This window comes from Companilactobacillus keshanensis, assembly GCF_003946205.1.
GTDB lineage: Bacteria > Bacillota > Bacilli > Lactobacillales > Lactobacillaceae > Companilactobacillus > Companilactobacillus keshanensis.
This window is the reverse complement of record NZ_RHOS01000026.1, coordinates 1-15,762: the sequence shown is the minus strand read 5'-3', so window position 1 is coordinate 15,762 and position 15,762 is coordinate 1. Positions and strand designations below refer to the sequence as shown.

At 36.7% G+C, this 15,762-nt stretch carries 11 protein-coding genes and 26 tRNA genes; 2 read left to right on the top strand and 35 right to left on the bottom strand.

Going from position 1 to position 15,762, the window contains the following annotated elements; genetic code table 11:
• Positions 1-286: 286 nt before the first annotated feature.
• From EKM64_RS10650 to EKM64_RS10625, 6 genes are all read right to left on the bottom strand, one after another.
• Complete coding sequence (locus tag EKM64_RS10650) at positions 287-2,347, bottom strand: LTA synthase family protein (RefSeq protein ID WP_125678382.1); 2,061 nt, start codon at positions 2,345-2,347, stop codon at positions 287-289.
• Positions 2,347-3,393, bottom strand: a complete 1,047-nt coding sequence (locus EKM64_RS10645) for a lysylphosphatidylglycerol synthase transmembrane domain-containing protein (protein WP_125678380.1) — start codon at positions 3,391-3,393, stop codon at positions 2,347-2,349. The genes EKM64_RS10650 and EKM64_RS10645 overlap by 1 nt, the downstream gene beginning before the upstream one ends.
• Positions 3,393-4,427 carry a glycosyltransferase family 4 protein gene (locus tag EKM64_RS10640; RefSeq protein WP_125678378.1) on the bottom strand — a complete coding sequence of 345 codons (1,035 nt, stop codon included), beginning with the start codon at positions 4,425-4,427 and terminating at the stop codon, positions 3,393-3,395. Before EKM64_RS10640 ends, EKM64_RS10645 begins: the two co-directional genes overlap by 1 nt.
• Entirely contained in the window at positions 4,420-5,619 is a 1,200-nt protein-coding gene (locus EKM64_RS10635) for a glycosyltransferase family 4 protein (protein ID WP_125678376.1), read from the bottom strand. The genes EKM64_RS10640 and EKM64_RS10635 overlap by 8 nt, the downstream gene beginning before the upstream one ends.
• Before the next feature lie 77 nt (positions 5,620-5,696).
• Complete coding sequence (locus EKM64_RS10630) at positions 5,697-6,191, bottom strand: QueT transporter family protein (protein ID WP_125678374.1); 495 nt, start codon at positions 6,189-6,191, stop codon at positions 5,697-5,699.
• Between the two features lie 137 nt (positions 6,192-6,328).
• The gene (locus EKM64_RS10625; RefSeq protein ID WP_125678386.1) at positions 6,329-6,976 is read right to left on the bottom strand and encodes a deoxynucleoside kinase; all 648 of its coding nucleotides are present in this window, start codon (positions 6,974-6,976) and stop codon (positions 6,329-6,331) included.
• A gap of 275 nt (positions 6,977-7,251) precedes the next feature.
• Between EKM64_RS10625 and EKM64_RS10620 the strand changes: the two genes are divergently transcribed.
• Complete coding sequence (locus EKM64_RS10620; protein WP_125678384.1) at positions 7,252-9,375, top strand: SpaA isopeptide-forming pilin-related protein; 2,124 nt, start codon at positions 7,252-7,254, stop codon at positions 9,373-9,375.
• 43 nt (positions 9,376-9,418) lie between these two features.
• Here the strand turns inward: EKM64_RS10620 and EKM64_RS10615 are convergent, their stop codons facing one another.
• Positions 9,419-10,267, bottom strand: a complete 849-nt coding sequence (locus EKM64_RS10615; RefSeq protein ID WP_125678372.1) for an aldo/keto reductase — start codon at positions 10,265-10,267, stop codon at positions 9,419-9,421.
• A 94-nt stretch (positions 10,268-10,361) separates the two neighbouring features.
• Between EKM64_RS10615 and EKM64_RS10610 the strand changes: the two genes are divergently transcribed.
• A complete protein-coding gene (locus EKM64_RS10610) occupies positions 10,362-10,874 on the top strand; it encodes a dihydrofolate reductase family protein (RefSeq protein ID WP_125678370.1) in 513 nt (170 codons plus the stop codon).
• A gap of 1 nt (position 10,875) precedes the next feature.
• On the opposite strand, the gene EKM64_RS10605 is transcribed toward EKM64_RS10610, so the two are convergent.
• The 28 genes from EKM64_RS10605 to EKM64_RS10470 all read right to left on the bottom strand — a co-directional run bounded on the left by EKM64_RS10605 (position 10,876) and on the right by EKM64_RS10470 (position 15,673).
• Complete coding sequence (locus EKM64_RS10605) at positions 10,876-12,666, bottom strand: DUF2207 domain-containing protein (RefSeq protein WP_125678368.1); 1,791 nt, start codon at positions 12,664-12,666, stop codon at positions 10,876-10,878.
• Positions 12,667-12,751: 85 nt separating this feature from the next.
• Positions 12,752-13,069 carry a carboxymuconolactone decarboxylase family protein gene (locus EKM64_RS10600; RefSeq protein WP_125678366.1) on the bottom strand — a complete coding sequence of 106 codons (318 nt, stop codon included), beginning with the start codon at positions 13,067-13,069 and terminating at the stop codon, positions 12,752-12,754.
• A gap of 130 nt (positions 13,070-13,199) precedes the next feature.
• Positions 13,200-13,284, bottom strand: a tRNA-Leu gene (locus tag EKM64_RS10595).
• Positions 13,285-13,319: 35 nt separating this feature from the next.
• A tRNA-Cys gene (locus EKM64_RS10590) sits at positions 13,320-13,390 on the bottom strand.
• Between the two features lie 19 nt (positions 13,391-13,409).
• Positions 13,410-13,481: transfer RNA gene (locus EKM64_RS10585), tRNA-Gln, on the bottom strand.
• Positions 13,482-13,491: 10 nt separating this feature from the next.
• Positions 13,492-13,564, bottom strand: a tRNA-His gene (locus tag EKM64_RS10580).
• A 19-nt stretch (positions 13,565-13,583) separates the two neighbouring features.
• A tRNA-Trp gene (locus EKM64_RS10575) sits at positions 13,584-13,654 on the bottom strand.
• 5 nt (positions 13,655-13,659) lie between these two features.
• A tRNA-Tyr gene (locus EKM64_RS10570) sits at positions 13,660-13,742 on the bottom strand.
• 4 nt (positions 13,743-13,746) lie between these two features.
• A tRNA-Phe gene (locus tag EKM64_RS10565) sits at positions 13,747-13,819 on the bottom strand.
• 6 nt (positions 13,820-13,825) lie between these two features.
• A tRNA-Asp gene (locus tag EKM64_RS10560) sits at positions 13,826-13,899 on the bottom strand.
• Positions 13,900-13,919: 20 nt separating this feature from the next.
• Positions 13,920-13,993 (bottom strand) — tRNA-Met (locus EKM64_RS10555).
• 28 nt (positions 13,994-14,021) lie between these two features.
• Positions 14,022-14,111: transfer RNA gene (locus EKM64_RS10550), tRNA-Ser, on the bottom strand.
• A gap of 48 nt (positions 14,112-14,159) precedes the next feature.
• Positions 14,160-14,231, bottom strand: a tRNA-Glu gene (locus EKM64_RS10545).
• Between the two features lie 7 nt (positions 14,232-14,238).
• Positions 14,239-14,326, bottom strand: a tRNA-Ser gene (locus tag EKM64_RS10540).
• Between the two features lie 6 nt (positions 14,327-14,332).
• Positions 14,333-14,407: transfer RNA gene (locus EKM64_RS10535), tRNA-Ile, on the bottom strand.
• A 14-nt stretch (positions 14,408-14,421) separates the two neighbouring features.
• Positions 14,422-14,492, bottom strand: a tRNA-Gly gene (locus EKM64_RS10530).
• Positions 14,493-14,529: 37 nt separating this feature from the next.
• Positions 14,530-14,603: transfer RNA gene (locus EKM64_RS10525), tRNA-Asp, on the bottom strand.
• A gap of 19 nt (positions 14,604-14,622) precedes the next feature.
• Positions 14,623-14,696: transfer RNA gene (locus EKM64_RS10520), tRNA-Met, on the bottom strand.
• 41 nt (positions 14,697-14,737) lie between these two features.
• Positions 14,738-14,811: transfer RNA gene (locus tag EKM64_RS10515), tRNA-Ile, on the bottom strand.
• 8 nt (positions 14,812-14,819) lie between these two features.
• A tRNA-Met gene (locus EKM64_RS10510) sits at positions 14,820-14,893 on the bottom strand.
• Positions 14,894-14,923: 30 nt separating this feature from the next.
• A tRNA-Pro gene (locus EKM64_RS10505) sits at positions 14,924-14,997 on the bottom strand.
• 11 nt (positions 14,998-15,008) lie between these two features.
• A tRNA-Arg gene (locus EKM64_RS10500) sits at positions 15,009-15,082 on the bottom strand.
• Between the two features lie 13 nt (positions 15,083-15,095).
• Positions 15,096-15,181: transfer RNA gene (locus EKM64_RS10495), tRNA-Leu, on the bottom strand.
• 14 nt (positions 15,182-15,195) lie between these two features.
• Positions 15,196-15,267 (bottom strand) — tRNA-Gly (locus EKM64_RS10490).
• Between the two features lie 5 nt (positions 15,268-15,272).
• Positions 15,273-15,345 (bottom strand) — tRNA-Thr (locus tag EKM64_RS10485).
• A gap of 66 nt (positions 15,346-15,411) precedes the next feature.
• A tRNA-Leu gene (locus tag EKM64_RS10480) sits at positions 15,412-15,494 on the bottom strand.
• Positions 15,495-15,522: 28 nt separating this feature from the next.
• Positions 15,523-15,595: transfer RNA gene (locus tag EKM64_RS10475), tRNA-Lys, on the bottom strand.
• Between the two features lie 5 nt (positions 15,596-15,600).
• A tRNA-Val gene (locus EKM64_RS10470) sits at positions 15,601-15,673 on the bottom strand.
• Positions 15,674-15,762 lie beyond the last annotated feature (89 nt).

Sequence of the window (15,762 nt, the reverse complement as noted above, 5' to 3'; positions counted from 1 at the left end):
CGACTCAATTATCTTATCAATTGGACAAGTTAATGTCAACAACTTTTTAAAATAATTTTTTGAAGGTAAAGATGAATGAAACTCATCAATACGTTGTCGCCGTTGCTCTGTCGCAACAACAGGTAATATATTACCAATTAGAATTGCGTCTTGCAACCCCTTTTTGAAAAAAAGTTAAAATAATTGATACATATTTAACATTACTTCTATATTTTACTACTGTGGGTCAAAAAAAGTCCAACAAAAAAACGCCTATAAACTGAATAATTTACAGACGTTTCATATTTTACTTGTCATCACTGAGTTCTGGCGCATCAGTAGTATAAAGATCAGTTAATGACTTATCATCATTCTGAGCCAATACACTCGTGCCCTTCTTCTGTGATGCTTTTAATTTCTTAAGGGCTGTACTCTTCTTATAAGAGTAGTCTTTCTTATCTACCTTAGTAAATCCAGGTACAGTATGGAATCTCAAAAGATCTCCATTAACGACACGATCTGATAGTGAGAGTTCCGTAGTTACCTTATTAGACAACGTGGACTTCTGCTCACTTGTAATCTTCTTATCGACTTTACCTGTCTTCGTATTATAGTAGTTACTTCCCACTTTGGTTACAGTTGGTGTAACAAAATCACCATTTCTAAAGGCTACAGTTTGTGGATGATCCTTAGACAGTAAATCACTACCGAATTGGATCATATTCTTATCGCTGACACCTAAAAGATTTAAGAGTGTAGGCAAGACATCAATTTCGCCACCATAAGTATGGTTAATACCACCTTTTAGTCCATCCATATGAATCATAAATGGAACACGTTGGTATTGTGCATTATCAAAATCGTTAAATCCTTTGATTCCTGTAAGTTTAGCCATGGCCTTCTTATGATTATCGGAGATACCGTAGTGATCACCATAGAGTACGACCATACTTGTCTTATCCAGACCAGATTCTTTGAGCCAGTTCATGAATTCACCAATTGACTCATCTAAATATTTAGCTGTCTGGACATATCCGTCAACAGTACTATCTCCCGTATCAGTCTTTGAGATAGATTGATTCTTCTTATCCAAAGTATATGGATAATGGTTGGTTACTGTAATCAATTTGGCATAGAAGGGTTGTGGCAATTGCTCGATATACTTGGAGGAATCCTTCAAGAAAATCTTATCTTTCATACCATATCCAATATCGTAACCCTTCTTAACATTAAAGTACTCCGAACTAAAGAAGTAATCGTATCCCCAAGATTTATAGGTGTTATCACGATTCCAGAAGCTTGGAACATCCCCATGGAATGAGGCCGTGGTATATCCTTGCTGATCTAAAATGGCCGGAGCAGCTTGAAAAGTATTAGTTGTACCATCTGTTACCATAGCCGATCCCTCTGGCAAACCAAACAACGAGTTTTCAAGCATTAACTCAGCATCGGCGGTCTTACCTTGACCAACTTGGTTAAAGAAATTGTCGAAACTCAGAGTGTCGTCTTCATGATAGAGCTTATTCAGGTTGGGAGTTACTTCTTCCCCATCCCATTTAAAGTCGATCATAAACTGTTGTAAACTTTCCAAATGAATAATGAAAACATTCTTTCCTTTAGCCACACCTGAGTATTCAACATTAGGCGTCACGTAGTTATTCTTCATATACTTCTCGATTGAATCCAGATCGGAACTCTTTGCCTGTGCTTTAACGGCATTCGTCCTAGTGGTCTTGACCACATCATAAATATTAAATACATTCAACCCTAAATACTTAACAATATAGTTATTATCAAATGTTCTAGTTAATAGTTGTGGACGATCACTACCAGCCAATGTCAGGTTTGCACCAAACAATAGAACTGCCAATGAACTGACTAGAACTGGTATTTTCCAATTCAAGCGTTTTACGTCCATTCTGATTACATGGAATGCCAACAATAAAATCAATATCAAAACATCTAAGAAGACTAGGAAATCAGTTGGTTCTACTATTCCCATAATACTTTTCCCTAGATTATTAGATACTGACCCTGATCCTTTGATCAATACCATCGTTAAGAAATCAGAAAATTCTCGATAGTAAAGAACATTTGAGAATAACCAAATAGTATCCAAAAAATCAATGATAAGTAAGAAGATGTATGACTTCCTACCTTTCATGTATAACGCTATACCGAACAGTAACAACATGATCGGTATTGGATTTATTATCATCAAAAACGTTTGAATCGGACCTTTAACCCCTAGGTTAAATTTAGTCGTATATGCGTAGATCGTTTTTAATGTAAATAAAAGTACGGCAAAGATTACAAATCCCAACCTAGTATTTAAGAACTTAGAAATACTTTTAACAATACGCTTCATTATTTTCGCTCCATAGATTTACTTACAACCTGATGTTTACTAATTTTTGGTTTCCTTGAAACAGCAATAATCCCCAAAAACATCCCCAAATAGTATGTAATAAATCTCCATAAAAACATACCCAGTATCAAAGCCGATGTTGATGGTACGAAGCCAGCAAATAGTGTTTTAAAACTAAATTCTGCTCCCCCAGAACCACCAGGAATCGGGAAGATAGATACGATCATTACAATCATAATATGCATTACTAAAACATCAACTATGTTTACATGATCGCAATTTAAGGCCAACAAGACAAAATAGACTACAAAATAGTACAAGAACAGTTGTATTACAGTAAGAAGAGCGGCTTTGATAACTTTGGCCTTCTCTTTTTTTAAAACTAAACTTTCTTTGTAAAAACTATCAATACTTTTTATAGCTGACTGTAAAATTTTATCACGTTTTTCATCTTTTAAAAAAAATAATATTGGTTTCAAGACTACTTGAACCATTTTTTTCGTAAAATCATAGTAATACATGATCATTAATAAGAAAGAAATAGTTACAAGATGTATCACCATTCCAAAAACTATTAATGTTGCCAATCCTGAAAAATGCTGGGCAACACTTCGAAAGCTAACCAACATAGCGATAATGAAGTTAATTAAAACCATCGTCTGATAGATAATAAATTTCATCAATAAAACCGAGCTAGCCCTACCACCATCAATCTTTGACTGCATCAATCCTACCAACTGTGCTGGCTGTCCACCTGATGAAAAAGGCGTAATGGCATTGAATAGAGCTTGAATAAGTGGGATACGATACATTTCCCACCAACCAAATTTGCGATCTTCTTTTTTCTTCAATAAAGTATGTAAAACCATTGCCTCGACACCATACGAAAGCATAATGGAGACAAAAGCAATTAATAACCAAAAGTAATTCAAACTTCGGATAGTTGTAATCAAAGATTCAAAATCAATATTTCTAGCTTCCCACCAGAATATTCCTAATCCTAAACCCAACATTACAAAAATCGCAAAAATGTTTTTTCTACTCATTATTTATCCTGTTTAGCAATTTTATACTGATCCGTATAAAACTCATACCATATTTTACTCAAATGATCTTCAGAGTAATAATCAGTTGCTAATCTCGATTTCTTTTTAAAATTATCCAAGATTGAATGATCTTTTGCAACTTTTCTAATAAAGTCATTCATCTCGCCACGATCCTTAGCTGGTTGATAATAACCATCAATAATAGCTTGATATAATTCCAAATCGCGTAGTAGTACCGGTGCTCCACAGCTGAAAGCTTCTAATACAGACATTGGGAACAGCTCGTCATACGATGGCAATAAGAATAAATCACAAGCATTATAATAGTTAACTAAATCATTCCGGTCAACAATTCCCGTAAATTTCATATTCTTAGGTGCTTTTTCGATCATATCCTTATAGCGATCATACCCGTCGGTAATTTTTCCAAATGAAAAACCACCAGCCCAGATAAATTCAATGTCAGGATTATCTTGCGCTAATTTATAGAAATCATCAATTCCCTTACGTTCCTGAACCTGACCATCCCCAAAGACGATCAATTTATCTTCCGAGATTCCAATTTTTTTACGAAAATTGGCCTTCTCTTCGGCTGTTTTCTCATAAAAGTTTTTGGTCGAAACAAAATTAGGAATATATTTGATTTTCCTTCTATCCAGTCCATGCGCAACTAATTTATCAATAAAAGTTGGATTAACCACAACGATTTGATCCATTCTCTTATAAAAGCTGATCACATATTTATAGAAAATATTTCTGAACAATTTAGGTAATTTGATACTACCCTCAAGTGTTTCTGGCAAAAAATGGACATAACCAATTCGACGGCCTCTTTTTTTTGAGAACGTCGACAAGTAAAATTGTGGGTCGATAGTATGGTAATGACTTAAATCACTTTTTCCATAGTTGTTGATTTTGATATCGAAATCTTTACTGAAACGTTCTTTCAGTAAATTGATCAATTCAATATAAGCACTACCAACTCCTTGGCCGGCTACTTTATCGGCTGATGAAAACATAGTGATTTTAATCATTAGAATACTCCTCTGGATTGATTGATGAATCTGATAATTCTTCTCTTACAAAATAATCTTCTGCTTTATGATAGAAATCTATAATTGAATTTCCAAAGCTATCTGAAGAAATATTATAAAGGATCTTTTGACGTGCTTCACGATCATCAAATGAATTTGGATGATCCAAATAAGCAATGATACGTGGAACAAGTTGGCTATCTTGATTAAAGGTTACTCCGACTGAAGGATCTGACAATAGTTGATCTGTATATGGGGCACTTCTGACCACGATTTTAACTCCTGAAGCTATCGCCTCAATATAAGTCAGTCCTTGTGATTCTGTATCACTAGATGAAACGAATAGATCTGCCATGTGATAATAAGGAGAAATGCTATCATGATCTACTTCTCCCGTAAAAATCACATTATCACTGATGCCTAAATCCTCTGACATTTGAACTAATTCGTCAAAATCAGGACCATTACCAACTATTACTAGCATAATGTCAGGATCGTATTTCAATAATTCCGGCATGCTGTGCAACATATGGTCAATTTTTTTCTCTAAAGCAATTCTACTTAACATTAAAATAACTGGTGTATCTGAAGAAATACCTAATTTCTCTCGAAGATGAATCGTATTTACTGGTTTTGTATATTCAGATAAATCTACACCAGTAGGAATAATTGAAATTGGTGATTTGATCTTATAACGATCTAGGGTACTTTTAACCTGCTTACTTGGGGCAACAACTCCAGATGCATTTTTTAAGAACATTCTAGACATTTGTTTAACATGATATGGCTTCAGCAAATGTCCATTTAAAACGTAATGCAAATAATCCTCATACATAGTGTGATAAGTATGTACAAAAGGTATTTTTAACTGTTTTGCGACAAACTTACCGATCATTCCCAATGAAAACTCAGTCTGTGTATGAATAATATCCAATTTCAATTCCTTGGCCAATTCGACCGCATGGAACATTCCTCGAATAGCAATTCGACGATCAGTAAATGATATAAAAGGAACACTGCCTAAACGAAAGATATTAGGTTCGATCGTGTCCTTTGAAACATTGGGATCTGTTGTTGTAAAAATATAAACCGAATTCCCTTTACGCTCCAAGTCATTTTTTAAAGTCTGAATTGATGTAGCAACTCCACTAACTTGAGGGAAATATGTATCGGTAAAAATTCCGATATTCATAAAAAAGCATCTCCTCGCAATCTTTATAATGATGATTATAACAAAAAAAAGAAGGAGTCTCCTCCCTCTGCAATGTCTTAATTAAATAATCTACTAAAATTATGGTTCTTCATCAAGAGATAAAACACTATTGCTCCGATGACAACAACTACAAATTCACCGATAGCAACTGATCCGACATTAACCCAGAATGGTAATTTCAGGATGAAATATAGCTCTGCGCCAACAATGAACCCATTGACCACAGCACAGATTATCGGAACAGTCCATAACATGTTATCACGATTTGGAACTCTTGTAATCAAGTAACAGGCTAAAGCGGTTGCCAAAGTGCCAAATATCATATCGTAGATTCCTAACGAACCACTGAAAACATTTGAAATGAAACATCCTAAAATCAATGACCAACTGTATTTAGGATTATAAAACGGTAATAACATCAAAATTTCTGATACTCTAAATTGAATCTGTCCATAAGCAAATGCTGATAGACCTGGAGCTACTGTCAAAGCAACATACAATGCTGCAATAATAGCAATTCTTGTAATATCTCTTATATCTAATTCTCTCAAAACAAAATCCCCCACTGTTTTTATAGGACAGGTCACCAGTAAACTGTCTTATTAAGACTAACGTAATTTTCATGATTCAGCAATTTTTGTGTAAAAAAGATCCCATCGAATAAATTCGATGGGATATATTATAGTAGTTATTTTTCTACTACACCACGACTAACAAGTTCATTATCGATTTGTGCTAAAACCTTTTTAAGATCATCAGGATTTTCAACAAAGTCAAATTTGTCTCCATCGATCTTCATTTTAGGACTGTAATCATAATTGTCGTACCAACCATCATAACGACCTAATAATTCATGATAGTATTCAACCAGACTTGGATCCTGTTCTGGTTGTTCGTAGTCACGTCCACGTTTTTCGATACGTTTGATCATAGTATCGTATGAAATATCAATATGTACCAATAAGTCTGGTGCCTTCTTAGCAGCAGCATATGGTAATTCTTGCATCATGTTATCAAGAAGTTCATCATAAACTTTTACTTCTTGCGGAGTGGCACGTCCCATATCAGCATTCATATGAAAGAATAATGAATCTTCATAGATAGAACGGTCCAATACATTGTTGTCATCTGACATAGCTTGTTTAATTGATTCAAAACGCTTATTTAAAAAATAAATTTGCAACAAGAATGCATATTTTTTAGGATCAGCGTAGAAAAGTGGCAAAACCGGGTTGTCATCTACCTGTTCATAAAATGCTTCTGTTCCTAAATGCTTTGACAAGATAGTAGCCAAAGAACTCTTACCGGCCCCAATTGTGCCGCTCAATACGATCATCATTATTCTCCTCCAAATATCTAAAAAAAATCAACATTCACTATAATAACACTTCAAAACTATATATTGTATATAAATATTATGTTCAATCGATATATGGTACTTTTTCACAATACAGATTCCACCAAATCAGCAATTAATGATTATAAAAAAATGTATTTCACAAACTTTATTAATATAAAATTATATATTAAATGTTATTCATCAACTTGTGTTTACTAAACGATTAATTTTATAATGGTGATTGTATTGTAAATACAAAAGGGGGAAAAATAATGGGGAAAAAATTACGTGCCTACTTGGCATTAGTTGTAGCCAGCTTTAGTATATTAATACTCGTTCTTACATTTAATACAACAAAAGTTGCTGCTGCTAATTATAGTACTGGTGACCTCTTATCAAATGTAGAAATAACTGATGGTAAGGATTCACATGCTTCAGGTAGCAATGTAGGTATGACTTTTGATTGGGACGCAACCGGTAAAAATCTTCAAAATGGAGACATTTGGACAATTGAATTACCAGGAACCCTGAAAGTCAGAGACCCTAGTACCAACTTTCCATTGCTTGATAATGCAGGCAAGGAGATAGGTAAAGTTACTTTAAATAGCGACAATACTATTACCGTAGAGTTCACTAATATTGAGGGAAAAGATGATTATTCAGGTTCCATAAACATTCAAACCGGTCTTGGGGTCGGTAAAGATGCACAACCTGGTGATAATAACGTCAACTTTCCAACCATTAATGGTGATAAAGACCTGAACTTGAACGTTTCAGTCTCGCAAAATAATATCTCTAAAAAAGGTAGCATGGGATATGATGCGGATGGCAATCCAATTATAAACTGGACGATTTTAGTTAATAGGAATGAATTAGATCTTAAAACTTTAAATGTCCACGATACGATTACGGATAAGAATCTTCAATACATCCCTGGATCAGTCAATGTATATACAGCTCACTGGACTAGTCCCGGATACTATAAAAAGGATAACCTATTAAGCACACCTAGTGATTATACAATTACTGAAAAAGGTGATGGATTCGATTTAAGTATCCTTAATCCTGGTAGCCAATTCTATGCAGTTACTTTACAAACTAAGATAACTGATCCAGCTTTAGCAACAAACGGAACCATATTTAGAAATAAAGCAACAATGGATTGGACAACCGATGGTAGTGGTGGCCCTGGTAGTGAAGTTGCTAACGGTAGTGTAACCGCCGATGGCAACAATTCCGGTAATGGTGATGGTAGTCTTAAAGGAAGCGTTATTTTAGAAAAATATAACGCCCAAAATGAAAGTGCTCTTTTGGAAAATGCGGTCTATAACTTATATAATTCAAAAGACGAGATAGTTAAATCTAATCTTTCTACTGACCAATATGGTCAAATAAATGTTACAGGCTTATCTGCTGGTGACTACTATTTCAAAGAAGTTACTCCTCCAGCTGGTTTCCAACAAAATAATAATGAAATTCATTTCTCGATCACAGGTCAAACGACTAAACCAATAAAGGTAACAGCCAAAGATGAACCTGATGGTGTTGAGTTAGGTTCCCTATCAATTGAAAAACTTGATGCTAATACTCATGATTATTTACAAGGTGCCGAATTTGATATCATTGATTCAAATGGTAAAATTGTAGCACATGTAACATCAGACGAAAATGGTGCTGCTTATGTATACAACCTACCAGTTGGTCATTATACAATTCACGAAACTAAGGCCCCCGCTGGTCATATCGTTGGTGAAGATATTGAAATTGATATTACAGCCGACAACTTAACTCCAGCAATCATTTCAATAGAAAATGAACTGGAATCCGGTGGTGATGGTAATTCAACTGTTACCCTTCAAAAATTTAATTCTGAAAACGGTACAGTTGGCATTCCCGGCGCCGAATATACTTTATTCGACATTAATGGAAATGCTTTAACAACTGTCGCTACAGATGAAGATGGTTTCTTGAAAGTTGACAATGTCTTACCCGGAACTTATTACTTCCTTGAAACAAAGGCTCCAGAGGGATTCGGTTTGAATACCGATAAAATCTGGTTCACAGTCGATAGTGAGGGTGATAATGTGGGAACTCTAGTTACATTAGACGATCCAACCGGTTCTGATAAAGATGGTAATGACGGTAACGAAGGAAATACAGATGGTGGTGGAATCATAGTTGATCCTGGTAATCCTGACACGGATAACAATGGTAATGTAGATGTCGATGAGGGTGAAAACCCAATTAAACCAACACCTCCTTATGAAGGTACTGATGATAGTAACGATTCAGCAACATACTTACCACAAACAGGTACCGAAAAAGGTGCTTTAATAAGCGTTATCGGTCTATTTCTTCTTACAGGTGTTATTTACTTTAAACGTCGTAAAGCTTAATAAACAATAAAAAAGAGCTGGAAAATTCTCCAGCTCTTTTTGTTTACCCTTGTGTAGGATTATGGTGATCAGCATCTGAAGTATCAGGAAATTCATTCAATTTCTTCATATCATCAGTACTAATTTCAAAATCCAATTTAGCATTATCTATTATGTGCTCTACATGTGTAGCCTTTGGCAATGGTAATGCACCATTTTGAATAACAAAACGCAATGCCAATTGTGGAACACTTACTTGATATTTTTCAGCAATTTGATTAATTTGTTCATTATGGATTAAACCACCCGTAGCCAATGGTGAATAAGCTTCAATTAAAATATTATTTTCTTTAGCAAATGTTGATATCTTGGGTTCAGTGAAACCAACATAATATTGAATTTGATCAATCATTGGTTGAACCTTAGCGACTTTCTTAATATTCTCTAAATCATGAACTGTAAAGTTAGATACACCGATAGCACGAACACGTTTAGAAGCATAGATTTCTTCCATTGCTTTCCAAATATCACGATTTTCTTTATCACAATTTTTACCAATTTCAGTCCATGGCCATGGAGCATGAATAATATAAAGATCAAGATAATCTATATCCAAATTCTTCATAGTGGTATTAAAATCATCCATAGTCCCCTTGTAAGTCTTAGTTTGACCAGGTAGCTTAGATGTAATAAAGATATCCTTGCGACTGATACCTGAATCTCTGATTGCCTTGCCAACACTTTCCTCGTTGCCGTATGCCAAAGCAGTATCAATATGACGATACCCATTATCTAAAGCACTAGTTACAGAATCATAGGCTATTTTCCCATCTGGAATTTGCCATGTACCAAATCCAACTTTTGGTATTTTAACACCATTTGATAACGTATAATACTCAGTTAAGATACTCATCAATGCACTCCCTTTTACCGATATATCTTAATATTACATTTTTTATGTTTTATCGTAAAACATTTAGTATTCTTAAACAAAAAGGAGAATTTTTATGAGAAAAATCAAATTTTACGGTGCCATGAGTTTGGATGGATATTTAGCCGATCAAAATAATAGTTTAGACTGGTTATTCAAATATGAAGACACTGATATCATGGAAAAAAGCTATCAACCGTTTATTAAAGATATTGACACCACCATTATGGGACGACAAACCTATGATGATCTGATGAATATCACTGATAAATTCCCTTACCCAGACACAACTAACTACGTATTGACTCATCGAAAAATCAACTCCGAAAACGTAATTTCTAAAAGTATACCTGTGGAAAAACTCATCAGAGAATTAAAACAAGAAACTGGAAGAGATATTTGGATCATTGGCGGTGGAAAAGTCATATCAAACTTAATTAAACACCATCTGATTGACAGTCTGCAATTACAAATAACTCCTGATATTCTTGGCAATGGAATCAGATTATTTCAACATATGGATAATACCAGTGAATTCAAATTGACTGCTAGCCAGCAATACGATCAATTTATTGATTTGACCCTATGAACTAAAAGGCCCCACCACCTGATCCACCACCGAATCCACCTGAGCTACCTCCAGAAAAGCCACCAGAACTCCCGCCAATACTGGAATTAGAAGTATCGGATGAACTAAACGAATTAGTAATAGATGACGTGAAGTCCATGTTCCCTGACAATCCGGCAACTCCCCAGTAATAGTAAGCAAATCCGGGATCAGTTTGCACCTCTTCTCTAAAATGCATCTTTAATGCCTTAACGACCTTTTCTGATACTCCAAAGGCAACCGCATATGGCAAAATTTGTTCCCATAAAATCAAGTCCCCAACTTCAGCTAAATTGATATCCTCAATATCCTTTAACATTTGTTCGAATCCACGTAATTCATTAGCCAAAATTTCACCTTTTTCTGTATAAACAGAAATATTTCTTTTAGCATATACATATGATCCCCAAGCAACAATTAAGGCTATTAACATAACCAAAGCCACCAATGGCAACCCTTGGACATAATTTATGATACCAACTATTCCCATAATGAACGATAGAATGGTCGTAGCCACAGCGGCAACAAGAAATGTTTTCAACTTACTCATATTGTTAAAATCAAAATAAGCTTTACGCCCCTTAGCAGCACGTCTAGTCCAGGATTCATATTTTCCAAATAGCTTACTACTAGAACTATCATTGATCTGTTTGATTGTTACACTTTTTCCATTACCAATACTATTGATCAAATATTGAAACATTCTATCCTTGGGCATCTTTATAGCCTTAATTTCAAAAGTATTATCCTTTTTGGTTATTTCTAAATTATGATTATTAACTTCAACTAGAAGATCTCCAGTTAAGCCGCTGCTACTAGCGGTTTCTTTTTTTTCTAAAATAATTTGAGCCATACTTGGACTGACCTCTGGAATTTCAAACCAGTGATTCAAAGGAGTCGGCATAGCGTGCTTTTGAATTGGATCTTTTTTTAAGGATCGATATATAAATGCATAAATTAGGACCACGATAAATATAAAAATTGCTAATACAATATAGAAAATACGTTTAGGCATTTTTCGCTGTTCATTGGCATTCTCAGCTAATTTCTTTTCTTGCTTCAAAATACTTGACTTAGCATCTTTATTAACTATGTTAGTATTGCTTGCAGTTACTGATGTTGGAAAGATAATGTGACTCTCAACAAACTGATTAGCATTAACATAATCAACAGACAAAGTAACCGTCCCACTCTGCTTATCGACATCAGTATAACCATTCAGTGGACCATGTGACCAAGCCTGTAATTGACTAATATTCTGTTCAGGAAGCTGAATTGAAATTTTAACATTATTCAAAGGCTCGTCCCATCCAGAACCAATCACCTTCCAATTTAATGCTGCAGTATCTTTATAATTTGTTATTACACCAAATAGTTTGTAACGATATATGAATGTAGCTGAACTATCAGAAATATTATGATAAACCTTTATTTTCATTTTATCTGAGTTCTTATTCACATTAAATGTATTATCCATTTCAGAGTTAGACTCCGATAAAGAATTAGTACCCTCTTTATCTTTTATTGAAACGCTGGGATCTTTTACACCCTTTATTCCCTTTAGATCTTGATTAAAATAAACCCCATGAAAATCCCCGTCAAATTTATAAGTTATTTTTTGAGTAACTTCAGCGTTACCATCCTTATGTACTTTGACATTAACTAGATACTTATTAATATCATAATTTCCATCAGCCTTGACACCAGTTTCAGTCTGGATCAATCCTAACAAAAAGAACAACATCATAACTAAAATTGCTGTAATTTTTTTCATTTTTTCTCCTATAACATATCAATACCTTTTATTATAGCGTAGAAAAAAGCCTCCTTGATAGACAAAGAGGCCATTTAAAAATATATTAATTTTTCCAAATTTCTTTAGCACGATTGAATGCCGACCAAGCTTTAGGCCATCCAGCATAAAATGAAAGATGTGTAATTTCAGCAACAATTTCTTCCTTGGTAATACCATTATTTTTACCAATGTTTAAATGTGCATCCAATTGTTCCATGTTACCAGCGGAAATAATACTTGCGATAGTAATCATTGATCTGTCATGAGCAGATAATTGATTTTCCTTACTCCATACCTCTCCGAATAATACATCATCATTTAACTTAGCAAATTGAGGTGCAAATTCACCCAATTGTTCTTGTCCAGCAGTTTGTTTCTTCATATTCCTACCTCCATAAGTGACTCCATAGAACATTAAAACACTTGAAGTTTACTTTAAGTCAATAAGAAACTAAAAAAAACCTAAATGCTAAATTATTAGCATCTAGGTTTAAAAATGTTTTCTATATTAATACCGGTGATCGGGGTCGAACCGATACTCCTTATACAGGAACGGGATTTTGAATCCCGCGCGTCTGCCAATTCCGCCACACCGGCAAGGTATTAATTCTATCTATATAGGCATAGCCCAAAGGCGGTAACCGGATTTGAACCGGTGATGAAGGTTTTGCAGACCTCTGCCTTACCACTTGGCTATACCGCCATACATATTTTCAAAACAATTGGGTTAGCTGGATTCGAACCAGCGCATGATGGAGTCAAAGTCCATTGCCTTACCGCTTGGCTATAACCCAATAAAAAAAGGGCGGTATGTGGGAATCGAACCCACGCGTGTCGGTACCACAAACCGATGTGTTAACCACTTCACCAATACCGCCATAATAAAAAGGTAGAAACAGGGATAGTAGGAATTGAACCCACACTGACGGTTTTGGAGACCGTAGTTCTACCTTTAAACTATATCCCTAACTATGGAGGGGAGTGGATTCGAACCACCGAACCCGAAGGAGCGGATTTACAGTCCGCCGCGTTTAGCCAGACTTCGCTACCCCTCCAAAATGGCGCGGGACGGAATCGAACCGCCGACACATGGAGCTTCAATCCATTGCTCTACCAACTGAGCTACCGAGCCATTTAACGGTCCCTGCGGGAATCGAACCCGCGATCTCCTGCGTGACAGGCAGGCGTCCTAACCAACTAGACCAAGGAACCAAATTAATTCTTAAAGCTAATTGCGGGAGCAGGGTTTGAACCTACGACCTTCGGGTTATGAGCCCGACGAGCTACCAGACTGCTCCATCCCGCGATAATAAAAATAAATAAAACTAATTTAAAGGAGGATGTGGGATTCGAACCCACGCGCGGTTTGACCCGCCTGACGGTTTTCAAGACCGTTCCCTTAAGCCGGACTTGGGTAATCCTCCATGCTTAAAAATGTAAAACTATATAAATATTTGATGAGTTAACATCAATGACCCGTACGGGATTTGAACCCATGTTACCGCCGTGAAAGGGCGGTGTCTTAACCACTTGACCAACGGGTCATAAAAACGGAGAAGGAGGGATTTGAACCCTCGCGCCGCGTAAACGACCTACACCCTTAGCAGGGGCGCCTCTTCAGCCACTTGAGTACTTCTCCAAATAGTGGGCCTAAATGGACTCGAACCATCGACCTCACGCTTATCAGGCGTGCGCTCTAAACCAGCTGAGCTATAGGCCCATTACAAGTGGCAAAGCGGGTGACGAGAATCGAACTCGCGACAACAGCTTGGAAGGCTGTGGTTTTACCACTAAACTACACCCGCAAAATACAAAATAAACTGTAATGTATAAACACTACGACGGTCCCTGCGGGAATCGAACCCGCGATCTCCTGCGTGACAGGCAGGCGTCCTAACCAACTAGACCAAGGAACCAAATTATCTTTAAAGCTAATTGCGGGAGCAGGATTTGAACCTACGACCTTCGGGTTATGAGCCCGACGAGCTACCAGACTGCTCCATCCCGCGATAATTTTAATAAAAGAAATCTAAGCGTTTATTCCATTCAATGGACCTTGTAGGATTCGAACCTACGACCGAACGGTTATGAGCCGTTTGCTCTGACCAGCTGAGCTAAAGGTCCGGAATAAATAGCGGCGGAGGGGATCGAACCCCCGACCTCCCGGGTATGAACCGGACGCTCTAGCCAGCTGAGCTACACCGCCAAAAATAACAATCAACGATTGCGATTGCAATCGGGAAGACAGGATTCGAACCTGCGACCCCCTGGTCCCAAACCAGGTGCTCTACCAAGCTGAGCCACTTCCCGAGTTAAAACAATGCACCCAGTAGGAGTCGAACCTACAACCTTCTGATTCGTAGTCAGACACTCTATCCAATTGCGCTATGGGTGCATATTCATTATAGTGCCGAGGACCGGAATCGAACCGGTACGGTAATTACTTACCGCAGGATTTTAAGTCCTGTGCGTCTGCCAGTTCCGCCACCCCGGCGTTACTATAATGAAAGCGGAAGACGGGATTCGAACCCGCGACCCCCACCATGGCAAGGTGATGTTCTACCACTGAACTACTTCCGCATTAATGCCGACTAGAGGATTCGAACCTCCGACCCCCTGTTTACAAGACAGATGCTCTGCCAACTGAGCTAAGTCGGCATAAAATGAATTATGCTTATTCAATTTTAATAAAAATCTCTCAATATTGCAACAACAATATTGTAATACGGGTGAAAGGACTTGAACCTTCATGTCCACTGGACACTAGAACCTAAATCTAGCGCGTCTGCCAATTCCGCCACACCCGCATGGGTAATTATATATATTTGTTGCAAATGAGTCGTGACAGGTTCGAACTGTCGACCCTCTGATTAAAAGTCAGATGCTCTACCAACTGAGCTAACGACTCATGGATGGAGGATACAGGGATCGAACCTGTGACCTCCTGCTTGTAAGGCAGATGCTCTCCCAGCTGAGCTAATCCTCCATCAATGGAACAGCGTGGCAACTACCTATCCTTGCGGGTAGTTTCCCACCAACTACTTTCGGCGTTAAGAAGCTTAACTTCTGTGTTCG

Coding starts and splice junctions, on each gene's coding strand:
- EKM64_RS10650 (WP_125678382.1), bottom strand. CDS start 2,347: ATGAAGCGTATTGTTAAAAGTATTTCTAAGTTCTTAAATACTAGGTTG.
- EKM64_RS10645 (WP_125678380.1), bottom strand. CDS start 3,393: ATGAGTAGAAAAAACATTTTTGCGATTTTTGTAATGTTGGGTTTAGGA.
- EKM64_RS10640 (WP_125678378.1), bottom strand. CDS start 4,427: ATGATTAAAATCACTATGTTTTCATCAGCCGATAAAGTAGCCGGCCAA.
- EKM64_RS10635 (WP_125678376.1), bottom strand. CDS start 5,619: ATGAATATCGGAATTTTTACCGATACATATTTCCCTCAAGTTAGTGGA.
- EKM64_RS10625 (WP_125678386.1), bottom strand. CDS start 6,976: ATGATCGTATTGAGCGGCACAATTGGGGCCGGTAAGAGTTCTTTGGCT.
- EKM64_RS10620 (WP_125678384.1), top strand. CDS start 7,252: ATGGGGAAAAAATTACGTGCCTACTTGGCATTAGTTGTAGCCAGCTTT.
- EKM64_RS10615 (WP_125678372.1), bottom strand. CDS start 10,267: ATGAGTATCTTAACTGAGTATTATACGTTATCAAATGGTGTTAAAATA.
- EKM64_RS10610 (WP_125678370.1), top strand. CDS start 10,362: ATGAGAAAAATCAAATTTTACGGTGCCATGAGTTTGGATGGATATTTA.
- EKM64_RS10605 (WP_125678368.1), bottom strand. CDS start 12,666: ATGAAAAAAATTACAGCAATTTTAGTTATGATGTTGTTCTTTTTGTTA.
- EKM64_RS10600 (WP_125678366.1), bottom strand. CDS start 13,069: ATGAAGAAACAAACTGCTGGACAAGAACAATTGGGTGAATTTGCACCT.